This is a genomic window from Actinomyces slackii, assembly GCF_900637295.1.
Taxonomy (GTDB): Bacteria; Actinomycetota; Actinomycetes; order Actinomycetales; family Actinomycetaceae; genus Actinomyces; species Actinomyces slackii.
The window spans coordinates 527,347-553,701 of record NZ_LR134363.1 but is presented as its reverse complement, the minus strand read 5'-3'; the positions used below and the strand labels follow the sequence as shown (position 1 = coordinate 553,701).

General features: G+C 67.8%; 20 protein-coding genes and 1 pseudogene. 7 read left to right on the top strand and 14 right to left on the bottom strand.

What is annotated here, in order from left to right; translation table 11 throughout:
* The first annotated feature begins 101 nt into the window (after positions 1-101).
* Entirely contained in the window at positions 102-905 is an 804-nt protein-coding gene (locus tag EL266_RS02250; protein WP_232012087.1) for a hypothetical protein, read from the top strand.
* A 28-nt stretch (positions 906-933) separates the two neighbouring features.
* Here EL266_RS02250 and EL266_RS02245 read toward each other — a convergent pair whose 3' ends face one another.
* Both EL266_RS02245 and EL266_RS02240 read right to left on the bottom strand, forming a co-directional pair.
* Positions 934-1,989, bottom strand: a complete 1,056-nt coding sequence (locus EL266_RS02245; protein WP_026427120.1) for an ABC transporter permease — start codon at positions 1,987-1,989, stop codon at positions 934-936.
* Positions 1,986-2,954, bottom strand: coding sequence for an ABC transporter ATP-binding protein (locus tag EL266_RS02240; RefSeq protein WP_026427121.1), 969 nt, complete (start codon positions 2,952-2,954; stop codon positions 1,986-1,988). Before EL266_RS02240 ends, EL266_RS02245 begins: the two co-directional genes overlap by 4 nt.
* Before the next feature lie 403 nt (positions 2,955-3,357).
* Between EL266_RS02240 and EL266_RS13605 the strand changes: the two genes are divergently transcribed.
* Positions 3,358-6,840, top strand: coding sequence for a DUF4011 domain-containing protein (locus EL266_RS13605; protein WP_051281235.1), 3,483 nt, complete (start codon positions 3,358-3,360; stop codon positions 6,838-6,840).
* Between the two features lie 79 nt (positions 6,841-6,919).
* On the opposite strand, the gene EL266_RS02225 is transcribed toward EL266_RS13605, so the two are convergent.
* On the bottom strand, positions 6,920-8,989 hold the full coding sequence (locus EL266_RS02225) for a DUF6571 family protein (protein WP_126412090.1): 2,070 nt from the start codon (positions 8,987-8,989) through the stop codon (positions 6,920-6,922).
* Positions 8,990-8,994: 5 nt separating this feature from the next.
* Positions 8,995-9,315, bottom strand: a complete 321-nt coding sequence (locus EL266_RS02220) for a hypothetical protein (RefSeq protein ID WP_126412088.1) — start codon at positions 9,313-9,315, stop codon at positions 8,995-8,997.
* Between the two features lie 644 nt (positions 9,316-9,959).
* Here EL266_RS02220 and EL266_RS02215 point away from each other — a divergent pair.
* Complete coding sequence (locus EL266_RS02215) at positions 9,960-11,501, top strand: aspartate kinase (protein WP_026427123.1); 1,542 nt, start codon at positions 9,960-9,962, stop codon at positions 11,499-11,501.
* Positions 11,498-12,598, top strand: coding sequence for an aspartate-semialdehyde dehydrogenase (locus EL266_RS02210; RefSeq protein WP_026427124.1), 1,101 nt, complete (start codon positions 11,498-11,500; stop codon positions 12,596-12,598). The genes EL266_RS02215 and EL266_RS02210 overlap by 4 nt, the downstream gene beginning before the upstream one ends.
* A gap of 181 nt (positions 12,599-12,779) precedes the next feature.
* Here EL266_RS02210 and EL266_RS02205 read toward each other — a convergent pair whose 3' ends face one another.
* The 6 genes from EL266_RS02205 to EL266_RS02180 form a co-directional block, all read right to left on the bottom strand.
* The gene (locus tag EL266_RS02205) at positions 12,780-13,625 is read right to left on the bottom strand and encodes an IS5 family transposase (protein WP_026427125.1); all 846 of its coding nucleotides are present in this window, start codon (positions 13,623-13,625) and stop codon (positions 12,780-12,782) included.
* A gap of 55 nt (positions 13,626-13,680) precedes the next feature.
* Positions 13,681-14,022: a HepT-like ribonuclease domain-containing protein gene (locus EL266_RS02200; RefSeq protein ID WP_026427126.1), complete on the bottom strand. Its 342-nt coding sequence runs from the start codon at positions 14,020-14,022 to the stop codon at positions 13,681-13,683.
* Positions 14,019-14,348, bottom strand: a complete 330-nt coding sequence (locus EL266_RS02195; protein WP_051281237.1) for a nucleotidyltransferase family protein — start codon at positions 14,346-14,348, stop codon at positions 14,019-14,021. The genes EL266_RS02200 and EL266_RS02195 overlap by 4 nt, the downstream gene beginning before the upstream one ends.
* A gap of 130 nt (positions 14,349-14,478) precedes the next feature.
* A complete protein-coding gene (locus EL266_RS02190) occupies positions 14,479-15,156 on the bottom strand; it encodes a GNAT family N-acetyltransferase (protein WP_051281239.1) in 678 nt (225 codons plus the stop codon).
* Positions 15,153-15,809 carry a TetR/AcrR family transcriptional regulator gene (locus EL266_RS02185; protein WP_169719954.1) on the bottom strand — a complete coding sequence of 219 codons (657 nt, stop codon included), beginning with the start codon at positions 15,807-15,809 and terminating at the stop codon, positions 15,153-15,155. The genes EL266_RS02190 and EL266_RS02185 overlap by 4 nt, the downstream gene beginning before the upstream one ends.
* Before the next feature lie 107 nt (positions 15,810-15,916).
* Positions 15,917-16,591, bottom strand: a complete 675-nt coding sequence (locus tag EL266_RS02180; protein ID WP_051281241.1) for a DUF1345 domain-containing protein — start codon at positions 16,589-16,591, stop codon at positions 15,917-15,919.
* Positions 16,592-16,747: 156 nt separating this feature from the next.
* Between EL266_RS02180 and EL266_RS02175 the strand changes: the two genes are divergently transcribed.
* Complete coding sequence (locus EL266_RS02175; RefSeq protein ID WP_232012086.1) at positions 16,748-17,347, top strand: GNAT family N-acetyltransferase; 600 nt, start codon at positions 16,748-16,750, stop codon at positions 17,345-17,347.
* 194 nt (positions 17,348-17,541) lie between these two features.
* Positions 17,542-17,913 carry a thioredoxin gene (gene trxA / locus EL266_RS02170; protein ID WP_026427130.1) on the top strand — a complete coding sequence of 124 codons (372 nt, stop codon included), beginning with the start codon at positions 17,542-17,544 and terminating at the stop codon, positions 17,911-17,913.
* A 99-nt stretch (positions 17,914-18,012) separates the two neighbouring features.
* Here trxA and EL266_RS02165 read toward each other — a convergent pair whose 3' ends face one another.
* Positions 18,013-21,318 (bottom strand): DUF5979 domain-containing protein, encoded by a 3,306-nt coding sequence (locus EL266_RS02165; RefSeq protein WP_126412086.1) that lies wholly within the window; start codon positions 21,316-21,318, stop codon positions 18,013-18,015.
* 270 nt (positions 21,319-21,588) lie between these two features.
* Between EL266_RS02165 and EL266_RS02160 the strand changes: the two genes are divergently transcribed.
* Complete coding sequence (locus tag EL266_RS02160; RefSeq protein ID WP_126412084.1) at positions 21,589-22,560, top strand: macro domain-containing protein; 972 nt, start codon at positions 21,589-21,591, stop codon at positions 22,558-22,560.
* A gap of 70 nt (positions 22,561-22,630) precedes the next feature.
* On the opposite strand, the gene hemL is transcribed toward EL266_RS02160, so the two are convergent.
* The 3 genes and pseudogenes from hemL to EL266_RS02145 all read right to left on the bottom strand — a co-directional run bounded on the left by hemL (position 22,631) and on the right by EL266_RS02145 (position 25,980).
* A complete protein-coding gene (gene hemL, locus EL266_RS02155) occupies positions 22,631-24,001 on the bottom strand; it encodes a glutamate-1-semialdehyde 2,1-aminomutase (RefSeq protein WP_026427133.1) in 1,371 nt (456 codons plus the stop codon).
* 80 nt (positions 24,002-24,081) lie between these two features.
* Positions 24,082-24,894, bottom strand: a pseudogene (locus EL266_RS02150) (Abi family protein); the annotation flags it as partial.
* Positions 24,895-24,915: 21 nt separating this feature from the next.
* Positions 24,916-25,980, bottom strand: a complete 1,065-nt coding sequence (locus tag EL266_RS02145; RefSeq protein ID WP_126412080.1) for an IS630 family transposase — start codon at positions 25,978-25,980, stop codon at positions 24,916-24,918.
* Positions 25,981-26,355: the final 375 nt, after the last annotated feature.

Here is a 26,355-nt window from a genome sequence, read left to right as displayed (position 1 = left end):
CGTTTTACATCGTTTCAAGGTGCGATGCGATTGTCAGAGTTGTGCTGCAGTCGTTCGGAGCGACTCCATGCTCGGCGCATGGTCGAGGATGGTCCCTCGTCATGCACGCCAACAGCGTTGTGGCGCTGCACGATGCGGACCCCCGCGTCGTGCTGTGCCGGCGCATCGGGGGAGTGATGACCTGCGCTCACGCTTTGAGGCTCTACGGACTGCCTGCGCAGGAGGAGCCTGGCGCCCTTCATGTCGCGGTCCCCGCCCATCGCGGCCGGATTCCAGGCGACCTGGGGCGCACGGTGATCCATCGAGTCGCGGGGCAGGATGCCTCGCGGATGCCGGTCGCGTCGATCGAGCTGGCACTCGTCTGCTACATGCGCTGCGCTGAGGAGCTGGATGCGCTGATCGCCGTAGACGCCGCGCTGCATGCCGGCCTTGTGCGCTTGGAGGAGCTCGAAGGCGCGCTGCCTGGGCCTCGCAACGGGCCGGTGAGAAAGCTACTGGCGCGCGCTCACCCGCAAGCCCGGTCGATCCTTGAGACCATCGCGCGCTATGAGCTCGAAGAGGCGGGATACGCGCCATTCGTGGCCGTCTATGTCGAGGGTGTTGGTGAGGTCGACATCCTCCTGACCGCCTACCCCGGAGACGTGGTTCCAGGCCCGCGCGGCGCCCTCATGCTCCGGCCCGATGCCGAGCCCGCGCTCATCATCGAGACCGATGGCTATGCCTACCACTCCTCCCGTGTCAACTGGGAGCGGGATCGGATGCGGGACCAGGCCTCGGTGACATGCGGTCATATCACCGTGCGCGTGTCAGCCAGCCAGGTCAGGGCGCATGCCACGGTCGGGATCGTCGCGCCAATCGCCGCGCGGATGGGGATCGAGCCCATCCGCGATCTCCGGGTGAGGTGAGACCACCCGCGCCGGCGGAGCGCGGTCCTCAGGCCAGGCGCACGCCCTTGGGCAGCCTCCCGGCCGGCACCTCCAGGCGCCTGACGGCGGCGACGACCCCGCCCGTGCCCAGGAGCACCAGCACCAGCAGCCCCGCGGGCCAGAACGCCAGATGCTGGGGAGACTGCGAGTCCTCATCGAAGGAGGGCTCCTCGGTGGCCGTTCGGTCGCAGAAGTAGTGAACGACCTCTGCGGGCTGCGGATTGCGCATCTCATCGATGCCCAAGCCAGAGGACTTGAGCAGCCCCGCGTACGGGTCCCCTCTCGTGTCGCGGGCGCTGATATCCGCCAGCATGAGGAAGGGATTGGGGGTGAGCATCCACCAGATGCGGTCGGTGTGGATCACCTCCTCGATCTCCACGTGCGGCTTCTCCTCGCACTTCACCGAGTCGTCGGTCGAGGCGTCGTAGTCCGCCTCGTAGTAGATGACTCTCTGCGTTCCACGGGCCGCCATCGTGGACGCCGCGGTGGCCAGGGGCGTGCCCACCACCAGCACCGCGACCACCAGGTAGGTCAGAACCGCGGAGGCCGAGGTGCGCGCGGTCAGGCCGGACATCCCCAGGCCGATCGCGCACACCGAGCCCAGCGTGACGAGAAGAACCAGCGCATGCCCCAGCAGTGTCAGCGGGCTCGCATCGGCCATGAGCGCCAGGACCGCCAGGAAGGGCAGCGCTACCGCCAGGAAGGTCATGGCCGCCAACCAGGCGGCCAGGAGCTTGCCCACCGCGATCTCACGGGCGCGCAGCGCGGTGGCCTGCAGCAGTGCGAGCGTGGCATCGGCCCTATCTCCGTTGATCGACATCGCCGAGAGCGTGGGCGCCACGATGAGCCCGATGCCCAGGACGAAGCAGACGACGACGTCGTACAGGGCGAGGTAGTCCCGGGAAGCCGGGTGATAGCCGTTCGCCAGCATCGCGGCCATCAGCCCACCGCAGACCAGTGCGAGGACGACCGCCCAGATGGCCAGCATCAGGCGCCAGCGCGTGGCCCTCACGCGCTGACGCAACTCCAGCACCGCAACGGTGCGCACGCCCTTCCAGCTCATCGCCGCTCCTCCTCCATGGCCAGATAGGTCTCCTCCAGGGTCCCGGTCACCGGCCCGAATGCCATCACCTCGACGCCGGCCTCCACCGCCTGGCGCAGCGCCTGCGCGGCGGCGCGGTCGTCGGCCAGCTCCAGGCGCACAGCGCCAGGCTCCTCAACCACTCCCGCCAATTCCGAGCCTCGGAGCCAGTCGGCCAGGAGATCCCCGTCGAGTGCGCGCATCCGCCAGGCGGTGCGCACCGGTCGCGGCCGCCCCGCGGCACCGGTCGAGCCCTCAGCGGTCTCCACGCCGGCGTCGCCGGCCTCATCAGCGCCGCTCACGGCCCCGTGCACGGTGCGCCCCCGGGAGACGAAGGCGACGTGGTCGACCATCTCCTCCAGCTCGCCGAGGATGTGACTGGAGACCAGGACGGTGACCCCGGCCCCCGCCAGCTCGCGCAGCAGGATGCGCAGGTCGGCGCGCGATCGTGGATCCATCCCGGAGGCGGGCTCATCCAGCAGCAGCACCTGCGGGCGGTGCACCAGGGCGCGGGCCAGGCCCAGGCGCTGCTTCTGGCCGCGCGAGAGCACCCGCGCCGGGGCGCTGGCCATGTCCGCGAGGTGCACGGTGCGCAGCATCTCCTGGACCCGGTCCATGATCGTGGACCGCTCCACATCCTGCGCCACGGCGAAGGTCTCCAGGATCTCGCTGCAGGTCAGGGAGTCCCAGGTGCCGAAGGCATCCGGCATCCAGCCCACCGCCTGATGCACCTGACGGGGCTGGGCCACCGGGTCCAGGCCCGCCACCCGGATCGATCCGGAGTCGGGGCGCAGCAGCCCCGCCAGCATGAGCAGCAGCGTTGTCTTGCCCGCGCCATTGGGGCCCACCAGGCCCGTGACGCTGCCGCTGGGCACGGACAGGTCTAGCTGCCAGACAGCGGCTGCCTGCCCGAAGTACCGGGTCACCTGAACGGCCTCAATGCTCATGGCTCGATGCTAGGGCGCCTCGCCGTCCTGCGCCCAGGACTGTGGGGCCTTCTACCCATCCGATTCCCGGCGCGGAGGGTCGTTGAGGGCTTGGGTGTCCCCGGGACGCGCCCCGACTGCCGCAGGCCCGCCGGATCGCTGCCTGACCTCCTTGCCACCTCCCGTCGCAGATGCGAGTTAGGCCGTGACCGGGGCGACTCAGCGCAGCTGGTGATCAGCCCCCAAGACCGGCCTGGTGGGAGCGAGGATTCATGTAGCCTGCATACGCTGGCCATAGTCAGCCCGTCCTCTCGTCCGTACCACCTAAATTTCCTAGTCGCACCACCTGACTCCTCCGGTCCCCCGCCGCATCCCGCATCGGTGCTCCGTCAGGACAGGCGAGTGCGGCTCGGGGAAGCGAACTATGAAGCTCGACAATCGCGATCTCGTCACCCAGGGCCTCCTCGACGTTCTGCCGGGGCAGCTCGAGCCCTACCTGCGCACGATCCTCGGCGGTCCCGTGCTCGAGCGATTGCTGACCCGATTGAGCGGCGGGCCGGACTCCAAGGCCCCTGATCTGGCCGACTTGTCCACCCAGATCCGGCTGCTCACGGCGCGCGGCCGTGACGGGAGCTACCTGCTGAAGCTCACTGACGAGCTGGGCTCGGCGCTCCAGGAGGTCAACCGCTTCCGCTACGAGGCCGCCCGGGGACAGGCCTTCGACGACGAGCGCACCCGCGAGGCCCTGGAGGCCGCCGGCCGCACCCTGCGCCTGATCGAGGCGCCCGGGGGCCATGAGGAGATCGAGGGACTCATCGCCGCCATCGGCCAGAGCGACGAGCAGCAGGCCCCGGCCCCCCAGGACCCGCCCCCGGAGGCCGCCGTCCAGGACAGCGCCCGGCGACTGGAGGACTGGAAGCGCAGCCTGCTGGACCTCACCCTCAGCAACCCCCTGATCAATCGGGCCCAGACAGCCATCGAGCTCATGCTCCCCGGGCATCTGGTGGGCCAGTTCGAGGACTACGTCAACCATCGCGAGTTCATCGCCCTGCGCCCCGCCGGGCCGCAGGAGGACCGGGAGGCCCGGGCCGGTGAGCTGCTGGCCCAGGACCGCGCCGTCGAGGTGGACCTGGGCGAGCAGGACTACGCCTCCACCCTCCAGGTGCTCACCACCAGGTCCCAGACCATCATGTTCGAGACCGGGGCCAACAACCTCTACCTGGCCATCGGCACCCTGGAGTGGCGCAGCCAGGACACCCCGGTGCGCTCACCCCTCATCCTCATCCCCGTGACCCTGCACCGGGTCGAGGACGGCTACCGCCTGCTGCCCGACCAGCTCGACGCCTCCACGCCCAACTACTCCTTCCTGCATCGCTTTGCCCAGGACACCGGGGTTGAGCTGACGGAGTTGATTCAGCCCCGGCATGATGCGTATGGGATCGATGTTGAGCCCACGCTGGAGGCGGTGCGCGGGCGCCTGCATCGGGCCGGTGTGGAGACAGTGGTGACTCCCACTGTTCACCTGGGCCTGTTCAATTTCTCGACCTACCGGATGTGGCGGGATCTGGAGGAGTCGTGGTCGACGATCAGCGCCAACCCGCTGGTCAGTCATCTTGCGGAGACTCCTGATCGCGCATTTGATGATCCTGCTGATGCTGCGGCGCAGATTCGCAGCGTTGACGAGGTCACCGAGAATCTGCCTCTGGTGGCTGATGCCACGCAGGCCCAGGTGGTCGGCGAGGCGGCGGCCGGGCGCAGCCTGGTGGTGGAGGGGCCTCCGGGGACGGGCAAGTCCCAGACGGTGGCCAACCTGATCTTCCGGGCGCTGTCGCTGGGTCGCACGGTGATGTTCGTGGCGGAGAAGAAGTCGGCTCTCGACGTGGTGGCCAGGCGCCTTCGCGAGGAGGCCGGCATCGGCCCCCTCCTGCTGCCCTTGCACGACAACGACGTCAAGTCCGGCCACATGCGCCGGGCCCTGCGCGAGGCCCGGGAGTTGCGGACCGAGCCGGTGGACGCCGAGAGGCTGGCCGATCGCCGTCGGGACCTGGAGTCGATCCGCGGACAGCTGGAGGCCTACCGGACCGGGCTGCATGGGCGCAACTGCGTGGGCCACTCCTACCTGGGGGCGCTCGCGGACCTGCTGACCACCCCCGGCGAGCCCGAGCAGTGCCCTGACTGGGATCCCCTGGCCCAGCACCCCGACGACGTCGCCGCCTTCCTGCACGCCGCCGGCCTGGGGGATGCGGCCGAGGGCCTCATGCAGGAGGTCGCGCGCGAGGACTTCGACCCGCACGGGATTGAGCCGGGGCTGCGGCGCCGCCTGGCCCAGGCCTCCTTCGAGGAGCGCTCGGCCAGGGCGGGCTTCGGGTCCTTCGACGTCGCGGCCCATGCGGGCCTGCTGGATGCCTACCGCCAGGTCCAGGAGCGGCTGCGCACCGGGCTTCGGGCCGAGCTGCTGGAGGGCGCCCTGGCCCGCCGTGACCGGGTGCTGGCCGAGGAGCGCGTGCGCCTGGACGCCCTGGACCAGGAGATCACCCTGCGCCGCGGCACCATGAGCATCCGGGAGATGATCGACTCCTACGGGGACCTGGTGGTGGCGCTGACGCCGTGCATCCTGGTCTCCCCGGACTCGGTGTCCCGCTTCTTCCCGGCCGACCGCCAGTACGTGGATATCGTCGTCTTCGACGAGGCCTCCCAGATCCCGGTGGCCGACGCGGTGGGCACCATGGGCAGGGGGCGCTCGGTGGTCGTGGTGGGTGACCCCGAGCAGATGCCGCCCACCGCCTTCGAGGAGCGCGGCGCCGCCCAGGACGAGGACCCCCAGCACGAGCAGACCGAGGAGCGCGAGTCGATCCTGGACAGCTGCCTGGCCGGCGGTGTGCGCAGCCACCGCCTGACCTGGCACTACCGCAGCCGGGTGGAGTCCCTCATCGCCTTCTCCAACGAGCGCTACTACGACGGCGCCCTGGCCTCCTTCCCCAGCCCCCTGGGGGTCATGGCGCCGGAGGGCCCCCTTGACGGCCACGGCACCAGCCTGCGGCGCGTCGACGGCTTCTACATCCGCCCCGAGGAGGCTGAGCAGCACCCCGACGCCCGGCCGGGGACCAACCCGGCTGAGGCCCGCGAGATCGTCTCGGAGGTCCTGGCCCGCTTCGAGGCCTCGCCCGAGGTCACGCCCTCGCTGGGTATCATCACCCTGAACGCCAAGCAGCGCGATCTCATCGAGTCCCTGCTGCGGGCGGAGGGCTCCCAGCGGATCGTGTCCGCCCTGCATGAGACCGACGGCCTGTTCGTCAAGAACCTGGAGAACGTCCAGGGCGATGAGCGCGACACCATCCTGTTCTCCCTGGGCTTCTCCGCCAACTCCGCGGGCGAGCTGCCGCTGGACTTCGGGCCGCTGAGCTGGGCCGGCGGCCAGAAGCGCCTCAACGTGGCCATCACCCGGGCCCGGCGCCAGGTGATCGTCGTCGCCAGCTTCGACCCCGAGGATCTCCACCTCGACGAGGCCTCCCCCCAGGGGCTCAAGGACCTGCGCGCCTACATGGAGCAGGCCCGCGGCAACCAGGAGGCGGGAGGCGCTGCGCCCCAGGGCCAGGCTGAGGCGTACCGCGAGGAGATCGCGGGCGCCCTGCGGGAGGCCGGGCTGGAGGTCCGGAGCGGTGTGGGCCACTCGGCCTTCGTCATCGACCTGGTGCTCTCCGGCGGACCGGGGGAGCGGCCGCGGGTGGCGGTTCTGCTCGACGGGCCGGACTGGGAGCGCCGCACCAGCGTCACCGACCGCGATCTCATCCCCGTCGATGTGCTGGGGCAGATGGGATGGGAGCGCGTGGAGCGCGTCTGGACCCCGGAGTGGGTGCGCGACCGCCAGGCGGTCATCGACCGCCTCGTCCAGGCCGCCCGGGGCTGAGATCTGCTCTCTGGGGCTCTGGGCCTCGGACCCGCGAGGCCCAGAGCCCCAAAGAACAGGCCCTCAGCCAGAGAAGCGCTTACTTGATTTTTTTCACAATCTCGCAGCCCTCATCGAACCGATCCACCACGTATGATTCGAGTGGCTCTTCAAAGCCGGGCATGATAGAAATTTTCTTGGAGGCGTGATCCAAAGCCATTCTGACATCCGCCGCGTCTTCTGCCCTCAGGGCCTCAGGGGAGATATCTAAATTCTCATTCTCGTCGTAGAGGTGGTCTCGAATCACCGCATCGGCACGCAAGTCTTCTATATCTCCTTCTTTTAAGCGCATTTCTTCTGGTGTGAGAGGGTTGCTTCTGGAGTCTAGAATAGCCAAGGTGATTCGCGACTTGGTTGAGTCTCGAGCGATGTCGGTTAGTTTATATGATAAATTCTCAGACTCGTCCTTGTTGTTGGGCTTGAAGAAAAAGTCGTGTACCCATTCGGTGACAGTTGCCGCTTCTCCTCCTATCACGGGAATATGGCTCGCAAGCCAGGAAGTGGCCGCCTTGTCGACTTGCAGTTTTGCATCCTCAGCCTCCCCTATCTCGGTGTTATGCCAGGCGTCTGAGCCAGCTATGAACCCGTTGGTGCGACTGATATCATTGATCACGACCGTGATTTTATGCCGACGATCGGGGTCGTAGTTTGTCAGTGCAGTCTCAATTTCACGGTCATGATGATTCTGAATAGAATTTCCGAACCCGTGATGCTCCCCCATTCCTGCAATTAGATTGCGCAGTGCCTTGTCCGTAAGAATGGGCTGGGTGCTGCTGTAACCCAGGTCGTTCAAGAGCTTTCCGTCCCCGTTCCCTTCCTCCGTTGACTTGTCTATTCCGGCCGGATAGCGGGATAGCACATCTCCTATGCGTGATCGCGTCTTGTCTGAGAGATGGTCTTTGAAGACCCAGGGCTCCAGATGCTCGCCGACTCCGTTCATGATTCCAGAGACGGCCGCAGTATTGCGTGTGTCCTCATAAGAGTGCGGCACGATTGTGGGCCCATGGCCTGCGTCTCCGCGACTGATTCTATCAGCAATGGAGGTCCAGTCCTCCGTCCAGTTCTCATACCTGAAATCGCATCTGTTGACCAGGCCTTCTATCCTGCTGATCATATCAGAGGAAGAAGTTGCAGTCAGTGGAGTCTTTGATGGATCCGAGGGAGCCAACCATTCCAGGGCCGCCGAGGGATTAGCGGTCATAGCCCGCACCACTCCGGGCAAAGGATCCTTGAAGTACCCTAGTTCGGGTGGAAGAGTAGAAAAGTCTCGGGTTTCGTGAGCTGGGGTATCTATCTCAGGGTCTTCGAATGCTTCCAGTCGCCTCGCCAGGGTGATGAGCATGGCGTCGTTGTAATCCAATGCAGTCGCTTCGCCATCCTTCTGATCGGTGGTGAAGAGGGTGGCGTTGAGATTACACATTCTTCGGGAATTATATTGAGCCGCATCCGCTAATTGATTGGCGAAGGCGGAAGATTTCTCATCCCCCCAATTGCGCGATGCCGATGCGAGCATGTGACCAAAGATGTTATTCAGATCGTGCATAGCCTGAGGGTTCCTGTGCCTGAAATCTCCCGTGGCGAGTCCGGGTTTAAATCCGAACATATCCATCGTTCGATAAGGGAGATCGAGCATTCCCTCCGGGCCTATGTAAGAGAGGACCGCGTCGGCGTATACTCCATCATTTTGATTATTCTGGAGTCGATTTATCAACTCGTTCCAGGTTTCTTCTGAAGGCTTCTCGTTTTTCTCCGCAAGCTTCGTGAGCTCGTTGGCGTCCAGGAGGCCATTGGCGTGCCTGACGACGACATCCGCATCGTCGTCTGTCTTTTCTGGGACCACGTAGGAGATCAGGTTCCCGTCGGTGGGGGTGATTCCGTTCTCGTTGAGGGATTTCGCGGTCTCAACGCGGTTGTCGATCTCTGCGGAGGTGTCCCTTAGTTCGGCAACGAGCTCCCCCCAGCTCATTATGCCGTCGATATCGCCGGCACCATTGTTGTTCTCATTGGCTCGTCGGATCTCCGCCCCTGACTGCTCGATAGCCTCCGCGTAGTTGTTCAACTCCGCGACGACGGTCTTCATCTGAGCATAGTCCAGGTACACATAAGTCATGGTCGTCACCTTATCTCCAGGAAATGGGCCTTCCAGCCCTCGTCGGAATCCTCGTCGACCATCGGCTTGTCGCGCTCAGGATCGGTCTTCGCCTTGGTGGCATCGTATGCTGTGCCCCAGCCCTCCGTTATTCGGGTCACGATGCCGCGAACGACCTCTGCGTATTCCTTGGCCTTCGGGGAAATCCACGAGGATTCTCCCACTTTGGAGCCCAAAGATGCCGCCTTACTGCCCGGATCGCTTCCGACCACTGCTTCGTTACGACGCTGGAACGCCGATTCCACCGCGATGAGCGCTGATCGGTATTGATTGGGTTTTTTCGCCATGGCTTCATCCTTCCTGTGAGACAATGCTCGTGCACGTAGTTTGGGCGGCGCCGAGAGGCGCGGGGGCAGGGGCCGTTCGGGTGAGGAAAGTGGACCATGAGCTCCACTCCCCTCCCAATGGGCACGGCTGCCCATATCTGCTTTCCTGATGCGCGCTCGATAGGCGCCCGATGAGAGCGGAGTCGAACAGGGTCGCCGGCGCGTAATCGAGGTCGCGCAATGGGCTGTTCGCCACGGGTAATTCTGCCCAGCAGCCCACCATCTCTGGGCGCAGTAATGATCAGAAGTGGGCCATAATCTACCCGTATCACTCGATGCTGCTCCTATCTCCCAGCAATCGCACACCAACGATCACTTCGGGAATATTGTCAGCGCTTCAGCGAGGCATATCCCGAGACTGCAGTATCGACCCGTCACGTCCATCCGACCCAGGTCCCTCCCCGCTCAAGACAACTCAAGACAGGCCCAGGGCCGGGCCGCGTCTCGCCATGGGGAACTCCACACGCCGCACCTGCGCCGTGGCCTTATGCTTGGCCCTGCCACGTCGTCGTGGGTGCCACCCGCGGTGAGATCCCCGTCCTGCCCCCAAGGTGCGCCCAGGCCGCGCGGCACCCAGGAAGAGGCACAGGACTCAAGGAGAGCCCATGGCACTGGTCGTGCAGAAGTACGGCGGGTCGTCCGTCAGCGACATCGACGCCATGCGCCGCGTTGCGCGCCGCGTCGTGGCCACCCGGGAGGCGGGCAACACCGTGGTGGTGGTCGTCTCGGCCATGGGGGACACCACCGATGAGCTGCTCGACATGGCCGGTGCCCTGACCTCCCAGCCCCCCGTGCGTGAGATGGACATCCTGCTGAGCGCCGGGGAGCGCATCTCCATGGCCCTGCTGGCCATGGCCATCAACGAGCTGGGCGTTCCCGCCCACGCCTACACCGGCGCCCAGGCCGGGGTCCTGACCGACTCGAAGTACGGGCGCGCCTCCATCGTCGGCGTCCTGCCCGAGCGCGTGGCCCGCTCCATCCAGACCGGGGCCGTGGCCATCGTCGCCGGCTTCCAGGGCATCAACGAGGTCGAGGACGTCACCACCCTGGGGCGCGGCGGCTCGGACACCACGGCCGTGGCCCTGGCAGCTGCCCTCAACGCCGACGTCTGCGAGATCTACACCGACGTCGACGGCCTGTTCACCGCCGACCCCCGCATCGTCCCCACCGCCCGACGCGTCGAGGCCCTCTCAAGCGAGGAGACCCTGGAGCTGGCCGCCCACGGCGCCAAGATCCTTCACCTGCGTGCCGTGGAGTACGCCCGCCGCTTCGGGGTGCCCCTGCACGTGCGCTCCTCCTTCTCCGACAAGACCGGAACCTGGATCTATGACGGGCGCCGCCCCGGAGCCTTCGTCCCGTCGGCCGCGGCCGCCATGCTCGACGACGTCGTGGCCGCCGACACCGACCTCGGGGACACTGCGCCCACAGCCCCGTCAACAGTCACTGGGACCGCTGAGCCCGCCGAGCAGCCCGCCCCGCAGCCCTCCGGGGTCGCCGGGCAGGCCGGCCGGAGCGCCGGCCCGCTCGCCGAGGGCCCCTCGGCCACCGACGTCGAGACCGCCCATCGCAGCGCCGTGGCCGCCCGTGCCGGCGCCCGCCCCCGTTCATCCGCCAAGGAGGACCACGTGGAAGCCCCCGTCATCTCCGGAATCGCGCACGACCGCAGCCAGGACAAGATCACCCTGGTCGGCGTGCCCGACGTTCCTGGTGCCGCCGCCCGCATCTTCGCCATCGTGGCCGGCACTGACGCCAATATCGACATGATCGTTCAGGACGTCTCCGCCGAGGACACGGGCCTGACCAACATCTCCTTCACCTGCCCCGACGGCGACTCCGCCGCCGCCCGCAAGGCCCTGGAGGGCGCCAAGGAGGAGCTGGGCTTCCGCTCCCTGCACTTCAACCCCGACATCGGCAAGCTCTCCCTCGTGGGGGCGGGCATGCGCTCCCACCCGGGGGTCTCCGCCCGACTGTTCGGCGCCCTGAGCGAGGCGGGGGTCAACATCCACATGATCTCCACCTCCGAGATCCGCATCTCGGTGGTGGTCGACGACGCCGTGCTCGACGAGGCCGTGCGCGCCGTCCACTCCGCATTCGGCCTCGACGCCGAGGCCGCCGAGGCGGTCGTGTACGGAGGGACCGGACGATGAGCCAGCAGACCAGCCAGCGCAGCGCAGTGATCAACGAGTACGAGGGCCCCGCCGACGGCGTGGTCGTGGCCGTGGTGGGCGCCACCGGCCAGGTGGGTCGAGTCATGCAGGCCATGCTGGCCGAGCGCGACTTCCCGGCCCGTGGCGTGCGCTTCTTCTCCTCGGCCCGCAGCGCCGGGACGGTGGTGGACTTCCGCGGGGCGCGCGTGGAGGTCGAGGATGTGGCGAGTGCGGACCTGTCCGGCATCGATGTGGCCATCTTCTCCGCCGGTGGGGGCACCTCCAAGGAGCACGCCCCCCGCTTCGCCGCCGCCGGCGCCGTCGTGGTGGACAACTCCTCGGCCTGGCGCAAGGACCCCGAGGTGCCGCTGGTGGTCTCCGAGGTCAACCCGGAGGCGCTCGCCGACCGCCCCAAGGGGATCATCGCCAACCCCAACTGCACGACCATGGCGATCATGCCGGCCCTCAAGGCTCTGCACGAGGAGGCCGGCCTGGTGCGCTTCATCGCCTCGACCTACCAGGCGGTCTCCGGCTCCGGCAGGGCCGGTGTGGCCGAGCTGGCGGGGCAGGTGCGCGCCGTGGTGGACCAGGACATGGAGGGCCTGGGCGTGGACGGCCGCGCCGTGGAGTTCCCCGAGCCGAGCGTCTACGTGGACACCATCGCCTTCAACGCCGTGGCCTGGGCCGGCGGGGATGCGGGCGACGGCTCCGGTGAGACCGATGAGGAGCAGAAGCTGCGCAACGAGTCCCGCAAGATCCTGGGGCTCCCGGAGCTGCGGGTCTCGGGCACCTGCGTGCGCATCCCGGTCTTCTCCGGGCACGGGGTGAGCGTCTCGGCGGAGTTCGCCCGCGAGATCACCCCGGAGCGCGCCCGCGAGATCCTCGCCGCCGCCCCCGGCGTCACCTACGACGACGTCCCCAGCCCCCTCAAGGGCGCCGGCCGCGACGGCACCTTCGTGGGCCGCGTGCGCGCCGACCAGGCCTGGGACGAGGGGCACGGCATCAGCTTCTTCGCCGTGGGGGACAACCTGCGCAAGGGCGCCGCCCTCAACGCCGTCGAGCTGGCCGAGCTCGTCGCCGCCGAGCTGCGGGGCTGAAGCGGCGCGAGGCGATTGCGAAGCGAGCAGCCGAGCGCATGCGCTGATCTTGGCGGCTTTTCAGTACTCGTGCGGCAAGGAGTCGCGGCGGCCTGACTGGTGGGCGTCGCGACCTCAGGCTCCGAGCGATACCAGTCTTCTCTCGATAATGCTTCTTAGAGGGTGCGCGGATAGGTGGGTTTCATCGCCATTGGTAGGGATGCTGGGGGCGGGTGTCCCAGCGGTGGGTGGTCCAGGCGGTGCGTAGTAGCAGCCGGATGGTGATGATGGTGTTGGCCAGGGCGATGTAGGCGCCAATGACGCTGGTGCGTCGCTCGGTGCAGATGGCCAGCTTCTTGAAGCCCCTGTTGTGCCAGGAGTTGGTACGTTCCACGACCCACCTGACACCAACCTGAAGGGGTGTTCCTGACCGGGAGATCTCGTAGTGGCAGCCCAGGCGGTCGAGCAGGGCGCGCGTGCGGGCGCTGTCGTAGCCCGCGTCCAGGTGCACCGTGATGTGCTGGGGCGTGTCGAACCCGAACCGGCTGAACCCGGCCTCCAGGGTGGGGGCCAGCAGCGGGGAGTCGTGCCGGTTGGCCCCGGCGACCACCACGGCCAGAGGGATTCCGTGGGCCTCTACCATCACCGAGCGCTTGGTGCCCTGCTTGCCTCGGTCTACCGGGGATCGCCCGGAGGCCTGGCCTGCGCAGGGGGCCTTGGTGATGCACCCGTCGACGCACACGTCGGTCAGGTCCAGGCCTGTGACCTGGTCGAATGCCTTCAGGGCGAGGTCTTCCAGGGCAGTGAAGACGCCCGCGGCGATCCACTCGTCGCGCCTGGTGCGGATGGTGGTCGCCGAGCAGGTGGAGTCGGCGATCTTGTTGTAGGAGGCGCCCAGCACCAGGACCTGGACGAGCTTGTCGAACACGATCCGGTCAGGTACACGGGGACGGTGGCATCCCAGCGGGTGGTTGTCCTCAACCGGTGGGACCAGCGCGGCGAACTGGACCCACAAGGGCTCCATGACGGACGATGGGACAGCGGGCATGAGGACTCTCCTGGACCATGAGGCGAGACTTTGACACCACAGCTTCTACAGGCCCTCATGCCCGCCTCCACGCAGCGCCGCACCCCCCATCCCTATCCGCGCAATCTCTTAGTTCGGGAAGGTCTTCAGTGACCGTCGCATCGATAATCTCGCTGCTGACGGTTAGGTATCCATGGACGATGCGATTGCGAGTCGCCTTGATGTCGTACCAGGCATCACCGAACATCCCGATCACCTCATCGCTCGGGAGGCGGGTGAGGGCATCAATCGCGGCGGCGAGGCGCAAGGCGATCGCGTCGCGAATGGCATCGTCGGAGAAGTCGCGTTCGGCGTACCGTGCGACCTGGTCGAGGTGCACGAGAGCTTCGAGAAGGCTCTCGCGTTGGGTGCGACTCACAGCGGGACCGCCTCGCTGAGGATCTGCTCGCGCAGGTCGGGTCGGATCGCGTCGTCGGGGACGATGTCAACTGGTGCGCCAAGAAGCGTCTGCAGGCCCCGCTCAGCGCGGGCGAGCGTGAAGAGGCTGGGTGCACGGTCGGCCTGGACGAGGAGATCGATATCCGAGGTCTCTCTGTCCGAGCCCCTGGACGTCGAGCCAAACACTCGCACGTTGCTCATATGAAACCCAGTGAGGTAGGCGCGCACCTCATCGCGGTGACTGCGCAGTCTCAGCCCGAGCGGGCCGAGGACAGGCTCACTGGGAGCGGTCGCGGAGGTCGTCATGGCATGACGGTAGCAAGCAGAGTCGTTGTCGTCCTGAGGGACATCCTCGCGTCGGCATGCGCTGGGGGCCGCTGGGATCCGCTGTGCCTGAGTCGGAGCGGCCGCAGCGCTGCCTTCGCCCTCCCGGGCCTCAGCGAGGGGCACCGGCGCGGCTGAGGGCCCGCTCCGGGACTCGCCCGGTGTAGAGGTAGACCTCCACCGTGTTCGGCAGGCCCTCCACCTGCAGGGCCATATCCTCCTCGGCGGCGCGCACCATCGCCTGGCGCTCATAGAACTGGTAGGTGCACAGCGAGTCCGTGTACAGGTAGAAATCAGTGCGGCCGTGGGCGCGCAGATGCGCCATGTAGTCCTGGAACAGGGCGCCGCCCACGCCAAGTCCCCTGGCGGAGGCGTCGACGGCGAAGAGGGTCAGCTCATCGCCCGGGGCCTCGCGCACGGAGGTGCGCAGGCGCTCATAGATCCGCTCGAACTGCGAGTAGTAGCGCAGGGTCCTCCTCTCGGGGAAACCGGTGAGGAGCAGCCGGAGCATGCCGCCGGCGGCGCGCAGGCGGTTGCCGAGGCGGCCGGGCAGGCGCGACTGGCCCTCCACGCGCCCCATGATGATGCCGATGACGCGCCCACTCTGCTCGGCGACTCGGGCGTAGGTGGACTCCAGGAGCACCTCGCGAAGGTAGAGGTCTACGGCGGCGGCGTGCAGGCGCGGGGCGCGGGCGTAGCGGTGGATGTGAAAGGCCTCGTCAATGATGGACTTCACGGCATCGGCGTCCTCGGGCCGGTAGGGGCGGTAGTTCACAGTCCTCGTGGTCATGCGCCTTCTCCTGCGTCTGGCTGATCAGTTCGTATATGGGTGATGAGCACGTTGGCCAGCTGATCCATGGTGGAGCGGGCGAGCTCGGGGTCGCGGCTGGTCAGCCACATCCAGGTGGCGCCGTCGAGGGCTGCCAGGACGAGCCCGGCCAGCGGCCGGACGGGGCTGGCGAAGCGAAATCCGGCCTCCTCCTGGAGCCGGGCGAGGCTGGCTGCGGCCAGGTCGAGGGAGGCCTGGTACTGCTGGTCGAGCAGGTCGCGCAGATCGGGGCTGCTGAGCACCGTGGACTCCAGGTCGAACAGGACCCGCTGGGCGTCGGCGTCGACCTCCACCTGAGCCCACAGCGCCCGCACGAGCGTCACGATCGCCTCAGAGGGCGAGGCATGGGCCACCTGCGACCAGGCCTCCGAGAGATCGGAGATGACGTCCATGGACAGCACCTCGGCGTAGAACTCCTTCTTCGTGCGGAAGCAGTAGTGGAAGGCGCCGTGCGGCATGCCCGCCTCGGAGCAGACCGCGCGCGTGGTCGCCGCGGCGACCCCCTCGCGCTTCATCACCCTCAGGGCTGCCTCGGCCAGGAGGCGACGGCGCTCGCCCACCGGCAGACGTGTGCGTTCCGGTGCACCGTGCGGATGCCGATCCTCAGTGCTCATGGCGGCACAGTAACTGTTGGCCAAATGACTTGTCCAGTTGGCCAACATTGTGCCTGACGCCGGAGCGGGACCCGGAGGCGGATCGTGCGGGTTGCTGGACGTGCGCGTCAGTTGCCGGTCAGCAGGCGGACCACGACAGCGATGACGACGGCGTTGTACAGGAAGGCCAGGATGGTGTGGCTCATGACCGCCCAACGGGCACGCCGGCTGCGCACCGTGACATCCGAGGTGCCGAAGGTGGCGCCCAGGGTCATGCCCAGGTAGAGGTATTCGACACTGCTGGCCTGAGGCGTCGCGGGGAAGGCGAAGGCGCGACCGCGGCTGAGCATGTCGATGCGCTGGTAGAGATGGGCGTATCCGACATGGAGGACGAACCAGCCCAGCGTGCCGATGATGATGGTGAGGAACTCGCTGTCGTCCAGTGCCAGGAAGAGATCAATGAGCCCGCGCAACGCGGAGTCGCCCACCTCCGTGGAGGCGGTGGGGCCGAGGTAGCTCACAGCGGAGAGCAGGCCGGTGGCCGCGGCCAGGATCGGGGTGAGATCGGACAGCCCGCGGACCCAGGTGGGGAAGCCGCGAACAGAGGATGGGGAGAGCCTGAGGGTCGGGTCGGCCTTCTGCCGTCGGGCGATCTCCAGGGAGCCGATGACGTAGGCGGCAGCCAGGAAGATCCAGGACAGCACGCATATCGCGGCGAGCCCCAGGGTGGGGGCGAGGAACTGCGCGACCCCCGCCAGCAGCAGGAGGATCTCGACCACAGCCAGCGACCGGCTCAGATGCACGGCCACCCTCCTTTCCCCGGTCCATGACCGGCGTTAACCCGGATCACTCTAGACCCGCCGGGACTCCCTGCGAGCGCAGGGCGCGGGTACTGCGCGGTCCCGCGCGGTAGCCTAGGGCGGGTTGCTGCAGGTGCGAGGAGTGAAGGAGTCCAGCGCGTGACACCCACGGGCGGTGCGCAGAAGAACGGGGCGCTGGGTGTTGGCGGGACCGGTCTGACGACCCGGGCGCTCACCCGCCGCCTGCCCGAGTACCGGGAGGTCATCGCCCTCTACCGCAGGGCCTTCCCGCCCGAGGAGCAGATCCCGATGTGGCAGTTGCGGCTCATGGCGCTTCGCCGCGGTGTGGCGCTGCGCGCCTGGTACGACGGCCATGTCCTCGTGGGCATGACCTACACCGTGGAGTCCCCGACCATGGTGTGGCTGTTCTACCTGGTGGTCAATGACGCCGTGCGCTCACAAGGGTACGGGTCGCGCATCGTCCAGCAGGTGCGCCGACGTGCGGCGGGCCGCACCATCGTCCTGGAGATCGAGCCGCTGGACGACACCGCCGCCAATGCCGAGCAGCGCCGCCGGCGCGTGGCCTTCTACGAGCGCAACGGCTTCACCCTGTCCGGGCGCAGCATCGTCTACGGAAGCAGGGCCAGCTACGCCCTCATGGCCGATGCCGAGCTTGACGTCGACGGATTCCTTCGCCTGGTCCGCCGCTTCAGCCTGGGCCTCGAGCGGGTCAACATCCAGGCCACGTGTCCACCGTGAACAACTTTAAGCGATGACAGCGACAAGGGCCATGGAGGGAGTGCAGGTCAGGACTCAGTAACTCCTGGAAACCTTGCGGTGGGAACGGTTAAAGTTGTTCACGACGGACAAAGTGGCGCTCCCAGGAGCAGGAATAGCGGCTGAGCCGGCACTGTTGCGGCCTGCAGATGGCCCCGATTTGAAAGGCAGACGCTATGGCCACCACCACGATCACCGGACCCGAGTTCAAGGACGCCGTCCACGGCGAGGGCATCACGATTGTCGACTTCTGGGCCTCCTGGTGCGGCCCGTGCATGCGCTTCGGCCCGGTCTTCGAGAAGGCCTCCGAGGCCAACCCGGACATCACCTTCGCCAAGGTCAACACGGAGGAGGAGCAGGACCTGGCCGCGGCCCTGGGCATCTCCTCCATCCCCACGCTCATGGTCTTCCGCGACGACGTCCTGGTCTACCGGGAGGCGGGCGCCCTTCCCGGCCCCGCCCTGGACTCCCTCATCACCCAGGTGCGCGAGCTCGACATGGAGGCCGTCAAGGCCCAGATCGAGCAGGAGGCCGCGGACGCCGAGTAAGCGCACCGCGCCAGCAGCGCCGAGCACAGGACCGGGCGGCCGGTCGAGGCATCACCTCGATCCGACCGCCCGGTCCCGCGTTGCCGGAGCCGGCGTCAATCAGGCCCTACGGCGCTGCACCAGCAGGAGACCTCCTGCTGCCAGGGCCGCCACGGCCACCACAGCGATCCCCACGGCGGCGCCGGTGCTGGCCAGCGAGCCGGTGTTGATGGGCACCGTGGTCCCGGGCGTCGCGCAGGGGTCCTGCGAGGCGCTCGGCCCAGCGGAGCCGGACCCGCCAGCCGTGCCCGACGGGCTCGCGCCGGGCGTGGAGCCGTCGCCGGACTCGGAGCCGTGAGGCGTCACGCAAGTCGCCGAGGGCTCAGGGGCCGGGGCGCAGGGGTCGGGCGTGGAGCCGTCCCCGGGTGTGCTGCCGTCGCCGGACGTGGAGCCGTCGCCGGGCTGGGAGCCCTGGGGCGTCACGCAGGTCGCCGAGGGCTCAGGGGCCGGGGCGCAGGGGTCGGGCGTGGAGCCGTCGCCGGGCGTGGAGCCGTCGCCGGGCTGGGAGCCCCGGGGCGTCTCGCAGGCCTCGGGCGAGGGCTGCGGGGTGGGCGGCGTCGGCTTGGGAGTGGGCGTGTAGGTGTTGGTGAAGGAGGCCTCGACCACCTGGTCCTTCGCCTCGATGCTCACGGACTGGGCCTTGGGGACCTCCACCGTGTAGCCCTCCGCCTGAGCGGTGCCCTCGTGCTCCGTGATGGTGCAGGTGGTGCCGATGGGCAGGTCCTTGCCCGCGGCCACGGCCTTGCCGTCCCCGGGGACGATCAGGGTGCCCTCGGTGGCCTCGGGGTCATCGCAGGTGTAGGTGAAGGTGAACTGCTTGTCCGCGAGCTCGGCTCCCTCGACCTTCTTCACCACGGCGAAGCCGCCCTTGTCCACCGTGTAGGTGTTGGTGGCCGCAACCGCCACGGCGGCGTCCTGGCTCACCGTGAAGACAGCCGTGCCGTCAGCGGCCTCCTGGCCGTCAACGGTCAGGGTCGTGACCAGGGCGGTCCCCTCCACACTCGCCGAGCGCTCGGTCACCGTGCACTCGCCGGTGGGGATGGAGTCGACCGTGGCCACGGCGCCGCCCTTGACGGACACCGAGTCCTTGACGGTCTCCTTGCCGGCGGCGTCACGGCACACGTAGTCGAAGGTGAAGGACTCCGGGGCCTTAGCGGCGCCGTCGCCCGCGACGGTCTTGGAGACCTGGAAGGAGCCGGTCAGGCGCTCGTAGGTGTTGGTCACCTCGACAGCGGCGCTCTTGTTCGCGGCGATGGTCACCGTGTCAGTGGCGGTGCCGTCAACCGTGATGGTGGCGGCCGCCGAGTAGCCCTCGCGGTCGCGGGTGTCCTGCGGCTCGGAGATCACGCAGGTGGTGCCCACCGGCAGGGTCGGGCTCTGGACGGGGGAGCCGTCGCCCGAGACCTGCAGCTCGGCCTTCTGCGCGGCGCCATTGGGCGGGGTGCAGGAGTAGGCCACGGTGAAGGTGTCGGCGGCGAAGGCGCTCTCCCCGGCGACCTTCTTGGCCACGGTGAAGGATCCGGTGGACTGGGTGTAGGTGTTGGTGGCGGTCACGACCACGGTGAAGCCGCCCTTGATGGTCACGGCGCTCTGCGACAGCTCGGAGGCCACGCTGTGGCCGTCACGCGCGGCGGACGCGGCGTCCTCGGTCAGGGTGCACTTGGTGCCATCGGGCAGCTCGGGGCCCTCGACGGCGGTGCCGTTGCCCGGGACGACCAGGGTGCCATCGGTGCCGTCCTCACAGCTGAAGATGAAGGCGAAGGCCGTGGAGGCGAAGTCGCCGTCGCCCGCCACGGACTTGGCGATGGAGAAGGTGCCGGTGGCCGGGGCCGCCGTCGGAGTGTTGCGCAGGGTCACATCCGTGGACTCCTGGTCCTTGACGGTCAGGGTGTTGGTGGCGGCGCCGTCGACCATGAACACCGGCTCACCCCACCCCAGGCCCGGGGCGCCCGTGGCGGTGGAGGTGTCCTCGCTGAGCCTCAGCACGGTGCCGGCCGGGAAGGTGCCGTTGTAGGTGGTCACGTTCCCGGTGGTCACCGTGAAGCTGGTGGTGCCGCCGGTGCCCGAGTCGTTGAGGGTCCCGGGGGCGGTCCAGCCGGGGTAGGTCTGGGCCGTGGCCCCGCCGGGCAGGGTGTAGTCGATGCCGACCTCGAAGGTGGTGCCCGCGGGGACCTTGGCCGCCTGGTCACCGCTCAGCAGCTTGGTGACGCTCAGGCCGCCGAAGCCCGGCTCCATGGTCACGTTGATCGTGAAGGAGGCGACGTAGTAGGAGCTGGCGTCGCTGGTGACGCTGGAGCCCTTGACGGAGGCGCTGTTGGTGTACTCCATCCCCGCCTGGACGACGCCGTCATCGGTGGTGGGGGTGGTGTCGTAGTAGATGACGTAGTTGGTGTCGGCGGTGAAGGGGCCGACCACCGTGATGGTGGCGCGGTTGCCCTGGATGTCGACATTCAGGTCGTAGTCGCCATGGTCGGTGATCTCGTCCGCGCCGTTGCCGCGGGTGACGGTGCCCAGCATGGAGTCGCGCGTGGCCGAGGTGCCGATGTCGAGCCTCCAGCGGCTCATGTCGGTGGAGAAGGCGTGACCGGGGCCGAGCTGGTCGACGAAGGTGATGGTCTCACGGGTGGTGCCGTCGGCCGTGATCGGCGCGCCCGCCTCCTCGGTCAGGGGCTTGATGCCGGGGACGCCGAAGTTCAACTGCCAGGTGAGCCTGGAGTCCGTGCTGGTCACGGGCAGCGCCCACTTGCGCAGGGTCTCGGGGGAGTAGTTCAGGCTGGTGATGTCCATGATGCGCCCGCCCGGGATCGCCAGGGAGGTGATCGTGCCGTTGGCCTCGAAGTCGGCCGTGGCGTTGTTGGTGGCGGACACCGCCTTGATGAGGGCCGAGCCGTTGCCGCGCAGGCCGGAGAAGCCCTGGGCGATCAGGGTGTCCACCTCGGAGGTGAAGGTGCAGACGATCTCCTTGGGGTCGAGCTGGCAGGTGCCGATGCGCGTCTGGGACCCGTTGTGGGGCACCGTCAGGTCCTGACTCTTGTTGGACTCGAAGTTGTCGAACATGTCGGGCAGGCCGATGCGGAAGGAGTCGCCGGCCGAGACCCCCGCCTGGGTGGCATCCCAGTTGAAGGACATGCGCAGGATGTCGTCGACGCGCACGGAGGTGTCAGAGGGGTCGTCCTGACCGGTTCCCGAGGACATGACCAGGGACAGGTCGGTGACCAGGATCCGCGAGTTGATCGCGGCGCGGGCGACGGGCTGGAGAAGCACCAGCGAGGCCACCAACGTGGTGAGAACGACCAGGGCGCAGGCGGATAGCCAGGGGGTGGCTGCCTGGCGCGCCCGGCTGAGGGGCCTCGCAGGGCGAGGCACGGCATGGGATGGCACGGGATTCCTTTCGGGACGGGCGGTGGTCCCGGGGGAGCGGAGCCACCATCCGTATGGTTGATACCTATACGATCGGGGATGAAATTAGTGAGATCGTTATGACGGAGTCAACGTGAACCGACCGAAAACAGGTGACGGTTCAATACCGGTTCGGTACCGCCCCCGTGATCCGGCGTGAGCGAGGTCCAACGCTGCCGACTCTCCGATTGGGACGAGGAGGGGCTATGGTGGAAGTCGACAACGTCAGGAGGGGAGATGAGTGGTTGTCGTCAGGGCGCGATGGGCGCTCAGGAGGAGCTGCTCGCGCGTGCGGCGGGAGCCTCCGGTGCTGGCGCCCAGGGCCTGAGCGGAGCGGCGGACAGGGGCCCCTGGGACCGGCTGTCCCTTCTGCGCAGGCTCGTGCTGGAGCTCATGCGCACCGACGGCCCGGTTTTCGACAGCTGGGGGGATATGACGATCCCCGCCGGGGTCGAGGAGCTGCGCGTCTACCTGGACTACCTCCTGACCACTCGGCCCCCCGGCCCCCTGCCCGACCATGCCGCCGCCGACCTGGACCTCCTGCTGTCGGCTGAGGCCGCGGCCCGTGGCGCCGTGGAGGCCATGTCCCTTCCCACGCTGGCCTCCACCCACGGCGTGCCCGGCCTGCTGGGCGAGCGCGTGGCCCTGTGGCACGGCGAGCTCGCCCGCCTGCGCGCCGACGCTGTGGTCAATGCCGCCAATTCCCGCATGATCGGCTGCTTCGTGCCGGGGCACAAATGCGTGGACAACATGCTGCACTCGGCGGCCGGCCCGGCCATGCGCGCCGAGTGCGCCCGCTACATGGCCGACGCCGAGGCCGCCGATCCCAGCCGGCGCGACACCGGGGAGCCCAGTGGGCGCGCCGTCCTGACCCGTGGCTATCACCTGCCCGCCCTCTACGTCATCCACTCGGTGGGTCCCATGGCCGACCGCGGCCAGGGGCCCAATCCCGCCGACCGGGCCCTGCTGGAGTCCTGCTACACCAGCTCCCTGGACTTGGCCGCGGATATCGGCATGAACAGCGTGGGCCTGTGCTCCATCTCCACCGGCGCCTTCGGCTACCCCAAGCGGTGGGCCGCCACCGCGGCCATGGACGCCCTGGCCCGATGGGTGGTCGATCACCCTCACTCCCCGATGCGCATCGTCATCGGGCTCTCAGCCCAGGCGGAGTTGAACGCCTACGAGCAGGCCCTGGCGCCCGCTCCCTGAGGGCGCGGGCTGTGCGCGCAGCTGGAGCGCCCCGCGCGTCCCGCTGCGGCGGGGCGCGCGGGGCCCGGGCTCAGGAGGGCTGCGCCTGGGCGGCGGCGCGGGCGGCCTTCGGCGCCGCCGCCGCGATGACCTCGAGCTCGGCCGGCCCATGAGCGGCCGAGACGAACCACGCCTCGAAGACCGAGGGCGGCAGGGCCACGCCGCCCTCCAGGAAGGCGTGGAAGAAGGGGGCGTGGCGCCAGGTCTCCTGAGCCCGGGCGGCCTCGTAGTCGGCGACCCCCGCGGCCGTCCCAGCCCCGAACATGATGGAGAACAGGGAGCCGGCCCACTGCACCCGGTGCTCCACGCCCTGGGCGCTCAGCGCCTGGGAGACCGTGGAGGCGATCTGCTGGGAGGCGGACTCCACGGCGGCGTAGACGGCGTCGTCGGCCAGCTGGAGGGTGGCCAGGCCGGCGGCCGTGGCCAGCGGGTGGCCTGACAGCGTCCCGGCCTGGTAGACGGGCCCCAGCGGCGCCAGCAGGTCCATGATCTCCGCTCGCCCGCCGACGGCGGCCAGTGGCATGCCCCCGCCCACCACCTTGCCGAAGGTCAGCAGGTCGGGCACCCAGGCGGCCTCCTGGGTGGAGGCGGGCCAGCGGTGGGCGGCGGTGGGCGCCTCGATGCTCCAGCCCTCGACGGCCTCCAGCCCCCACCAGCCGGCCGGGCCCACGCGGAAGCCGGTGAGCACCTCGTCGAGAATCATCAGGGCACCGTGCTCGGCGGTGATGCGGCGGATCTCGGCGTTGAAGCCGCGCGCGGGCGGGACCACGCCCATATTGGCCGCAGCCCCCTCGCAGATGACGGCGGCGATCTGCTCCCCGCGCGCCTGGAAGCAGGCGCGCAGCGCCTCGACGTCGTTGTAGGGCAGGACAATGGTCTGAGCGGCCACCGCCTGGGGCACGCCCGCGCTGCCGGGCAGGCCGCCCGTGGCCACGCCCGAGCCGGCCTCGGCCAGCAGGCCGTCGCTGTGGCCGTGGTAGCAGCCGGCGAACTTCACCACGAGATCCCTGCCGGTGGCGCCCCGCGCCAGGCGCACCGCCGTCATGGTGGCCTCGGTGCCGGTGGACACGAAGCGCACCTTCTGGACGGCCGGGACCCGTCGGGCGACCTCCTGGGCCAGCAGGGTCTCACCCTGGGTGGGGGCGCCGAAGGACAGGCCCCGCGCCGCCGCCTCCTGGACGGCCGCGACGACCTCGGGGTGGGCGTGGCCCAGCAGGGCGGGGCCCCAGGAGCCCACGAGGTCCACGAGCTCGGCGCCCTCGGCGTCGCGCACCCGGGCGCCGCTGGCCGAGACGATGAAGCGCGGCGTGCCGCCCACCGAGCCGAAGGCCCGCACGGGGGAATCCACACCCCCCGGGATGATGGCACGGGCGGAGTCGAAGAGGGCGGCGTTGGTGGGCATGAGGGGCTCCTGCGCGGGCTGGTCGGACGGACAAGGCGGCTGCGGCCCGAGCGTATCGCGGCCAGGGTCGGGCAGTGCTGTTACGTGCTCAGGTCGGCCTCGCCGTATCGGCGCGGGTGGCGGATTCCGCGATCCAGCAGGGTGTTTCCCTTCAGGATGGGGTCGACGACGTCGGTCAGCCAGTTTTCGTGGAGGTGTGACTGCTCAAGGATCAGGCTGAGCACGACAAGGACGGCGTAGGTCGAGTGGTCGTCGAACTGACCGTGTCGCCTCTTGATGCGCTTCCGTGAGCGCCCAAGACCGGGGGCGTCGGCAACGGAGTGGTTCCAGATCTTGGCATGATGCGCGATCCGGTCTCGGAGGTACACGAGGCTCTTGACCATGGAGGCAAACGTGTCTCGCTTCATGTCAAGAGATTTCGTCAGGTGATCCAACACTCCACTGTCAGCAGAAGCAGCGATGCAGCGAGACAGAGTGCCGAAGGAGAGGACCTCGACAGCTGCCCACACGTAGAGGTGCGGATATCGGTCTGCGGGCTTGTTGTCCTGAGGCGGATCTTGGCGGCTTCGGACGATGAAGGACTCCTTGCTCTGGTCAAGATCGCGGCGCACGTAGTAACTGACTGGGTTCTGCTCGGAGTTCGGAGGAGGGGGTGAGATTCCTCTGTCAACGCTCAGCCCACCCTGGGAGGTCACATGCATGGAGTAGTAGTAGGCGAAGCGTGTGCGCAAGAGAATCTCGACCTGTCGCAGCGCCCGTGTGGCCTCGACCGCGAGGCTTTCCTCGGCTAGGTACAGGTCTCGGATCGTCTCCAGGTTCGCCCCGTCGATGAAGGTGTTGTCTCCGTAAGCGGGGTCCTTTTGCCAGTATCGGAAGTAGCCCGAGAGGCGGTAGTAGTTGACCTGTGGCCGGCTTTAAACAAGGTTTCCTTCTGGTGGGGTGATTGGTAGGTGTTCGAAGTCGTAGTCGAAGGTGCGGCTAGTGATGTAGCTGGTGAACGCGGTCCAGGTCTGCTCGGGGGTGTCGCGTTGAATGTTGGCGATGTGACCTTTCGCGGTGTTCCAAACGTGCTCGGTGGGGTTGTGGTCCGGCGCGTAGGGCGGTAGGTAGATCGGGGTGATACGGTCTAGTGCCTCGCCGGGCTCGTACAGGCTGGTCAGGGCCTTGGCGTGGTGGAATCTGGCGTTATCCAGGACGACAGCGATCCTGTCGTTGTCTGTTTCGCGTGCCAGGCGAGCCATCGCCAGGATGATCTGTTCGGCGTTCTGGTTGCCCTCGATGGGATAGACCTTCATCTTCTTGGTGGTCAGGCTCAGGGCCCCGAAGAAGGATTGGGCCGAGCGCGTGCGGTCAACGTGGATCTTGGTGCGCTCGCCCTTGGGCAGCCACATACGACGGGTCTCGGCCTCGTGCTCCACACGGACCTCATCGACGGTGTACACCTCCCAGCCGCCGGCCAACAGGCCGGCGACCTCGGCGCGGATCTGCGCCATCCGCTCGGTGATGGCCTTCTCATCGCGGCGCTTGTCGAAGGGATCGGGCAGCTTGAAGCTCATGCCGGCCAAGCGCAGGAGCAGCTGGTAGGAGGAGTCCGAGGCGTACTCCACGCCGAACCTCGCACTGACCACGTCGCGCAGGGCGGGTACGTCCCAGAAGTCGGCGGCGATGCCGGACCGCGATGGTGGCTGGCTCAGGACCTCCTTGAGCTGCTCCTTTTGGGTGCGGGTGAGTTTCGCGGCGTTCTCATTTCCGGCGTGACCGGTCACGACGGAATGCAGTCTGGTGCGCCGCCAGTCCGCCAGCCATTCCTTCACGGTTCTCTCGCATCGGTCGACCATTTCAGCGATAACACCCACGTCAACGCCACGGGACGCGTAGAGAATCGCCTCGGCTTTCAATCTGACCAGGATCAGCGTGTCATTGCGCTTCTTCCATCCCAAAAGGACATCGCGCTCATCCGACGTGACATCAACCCGCATGCGCCCATTCTATACCTCGCCCGCACCAATATCCACCCAAGAACACACCGGAATACGGTTTTGTTTAATTCCGGCCATGGCTGAGAAGGTCGATGCAGTCTGCCTCGCTGGTCATGCGCAGGCCTCGAGAGGCGAGAAGGTTGGTCTGCTCTATATAGCTCAGCCTCGGTTTGTGATCCATCGTGCGCCCTTGCAGAAGAAAAGTTCCCGACCTAGTTTGCATCCGGATGGAGAGGCCTGGTCGGGAATCGATCACTCTCATTATGCACCATGTGTGTGTGACGGGGCAACTGGCCGACGAGACTCATCGTGGATGCCCGCGAAGGAGGTCCCGTGCCTCATGTGGAAGTGCCCGCGAAATCCGCGGACCGTGGT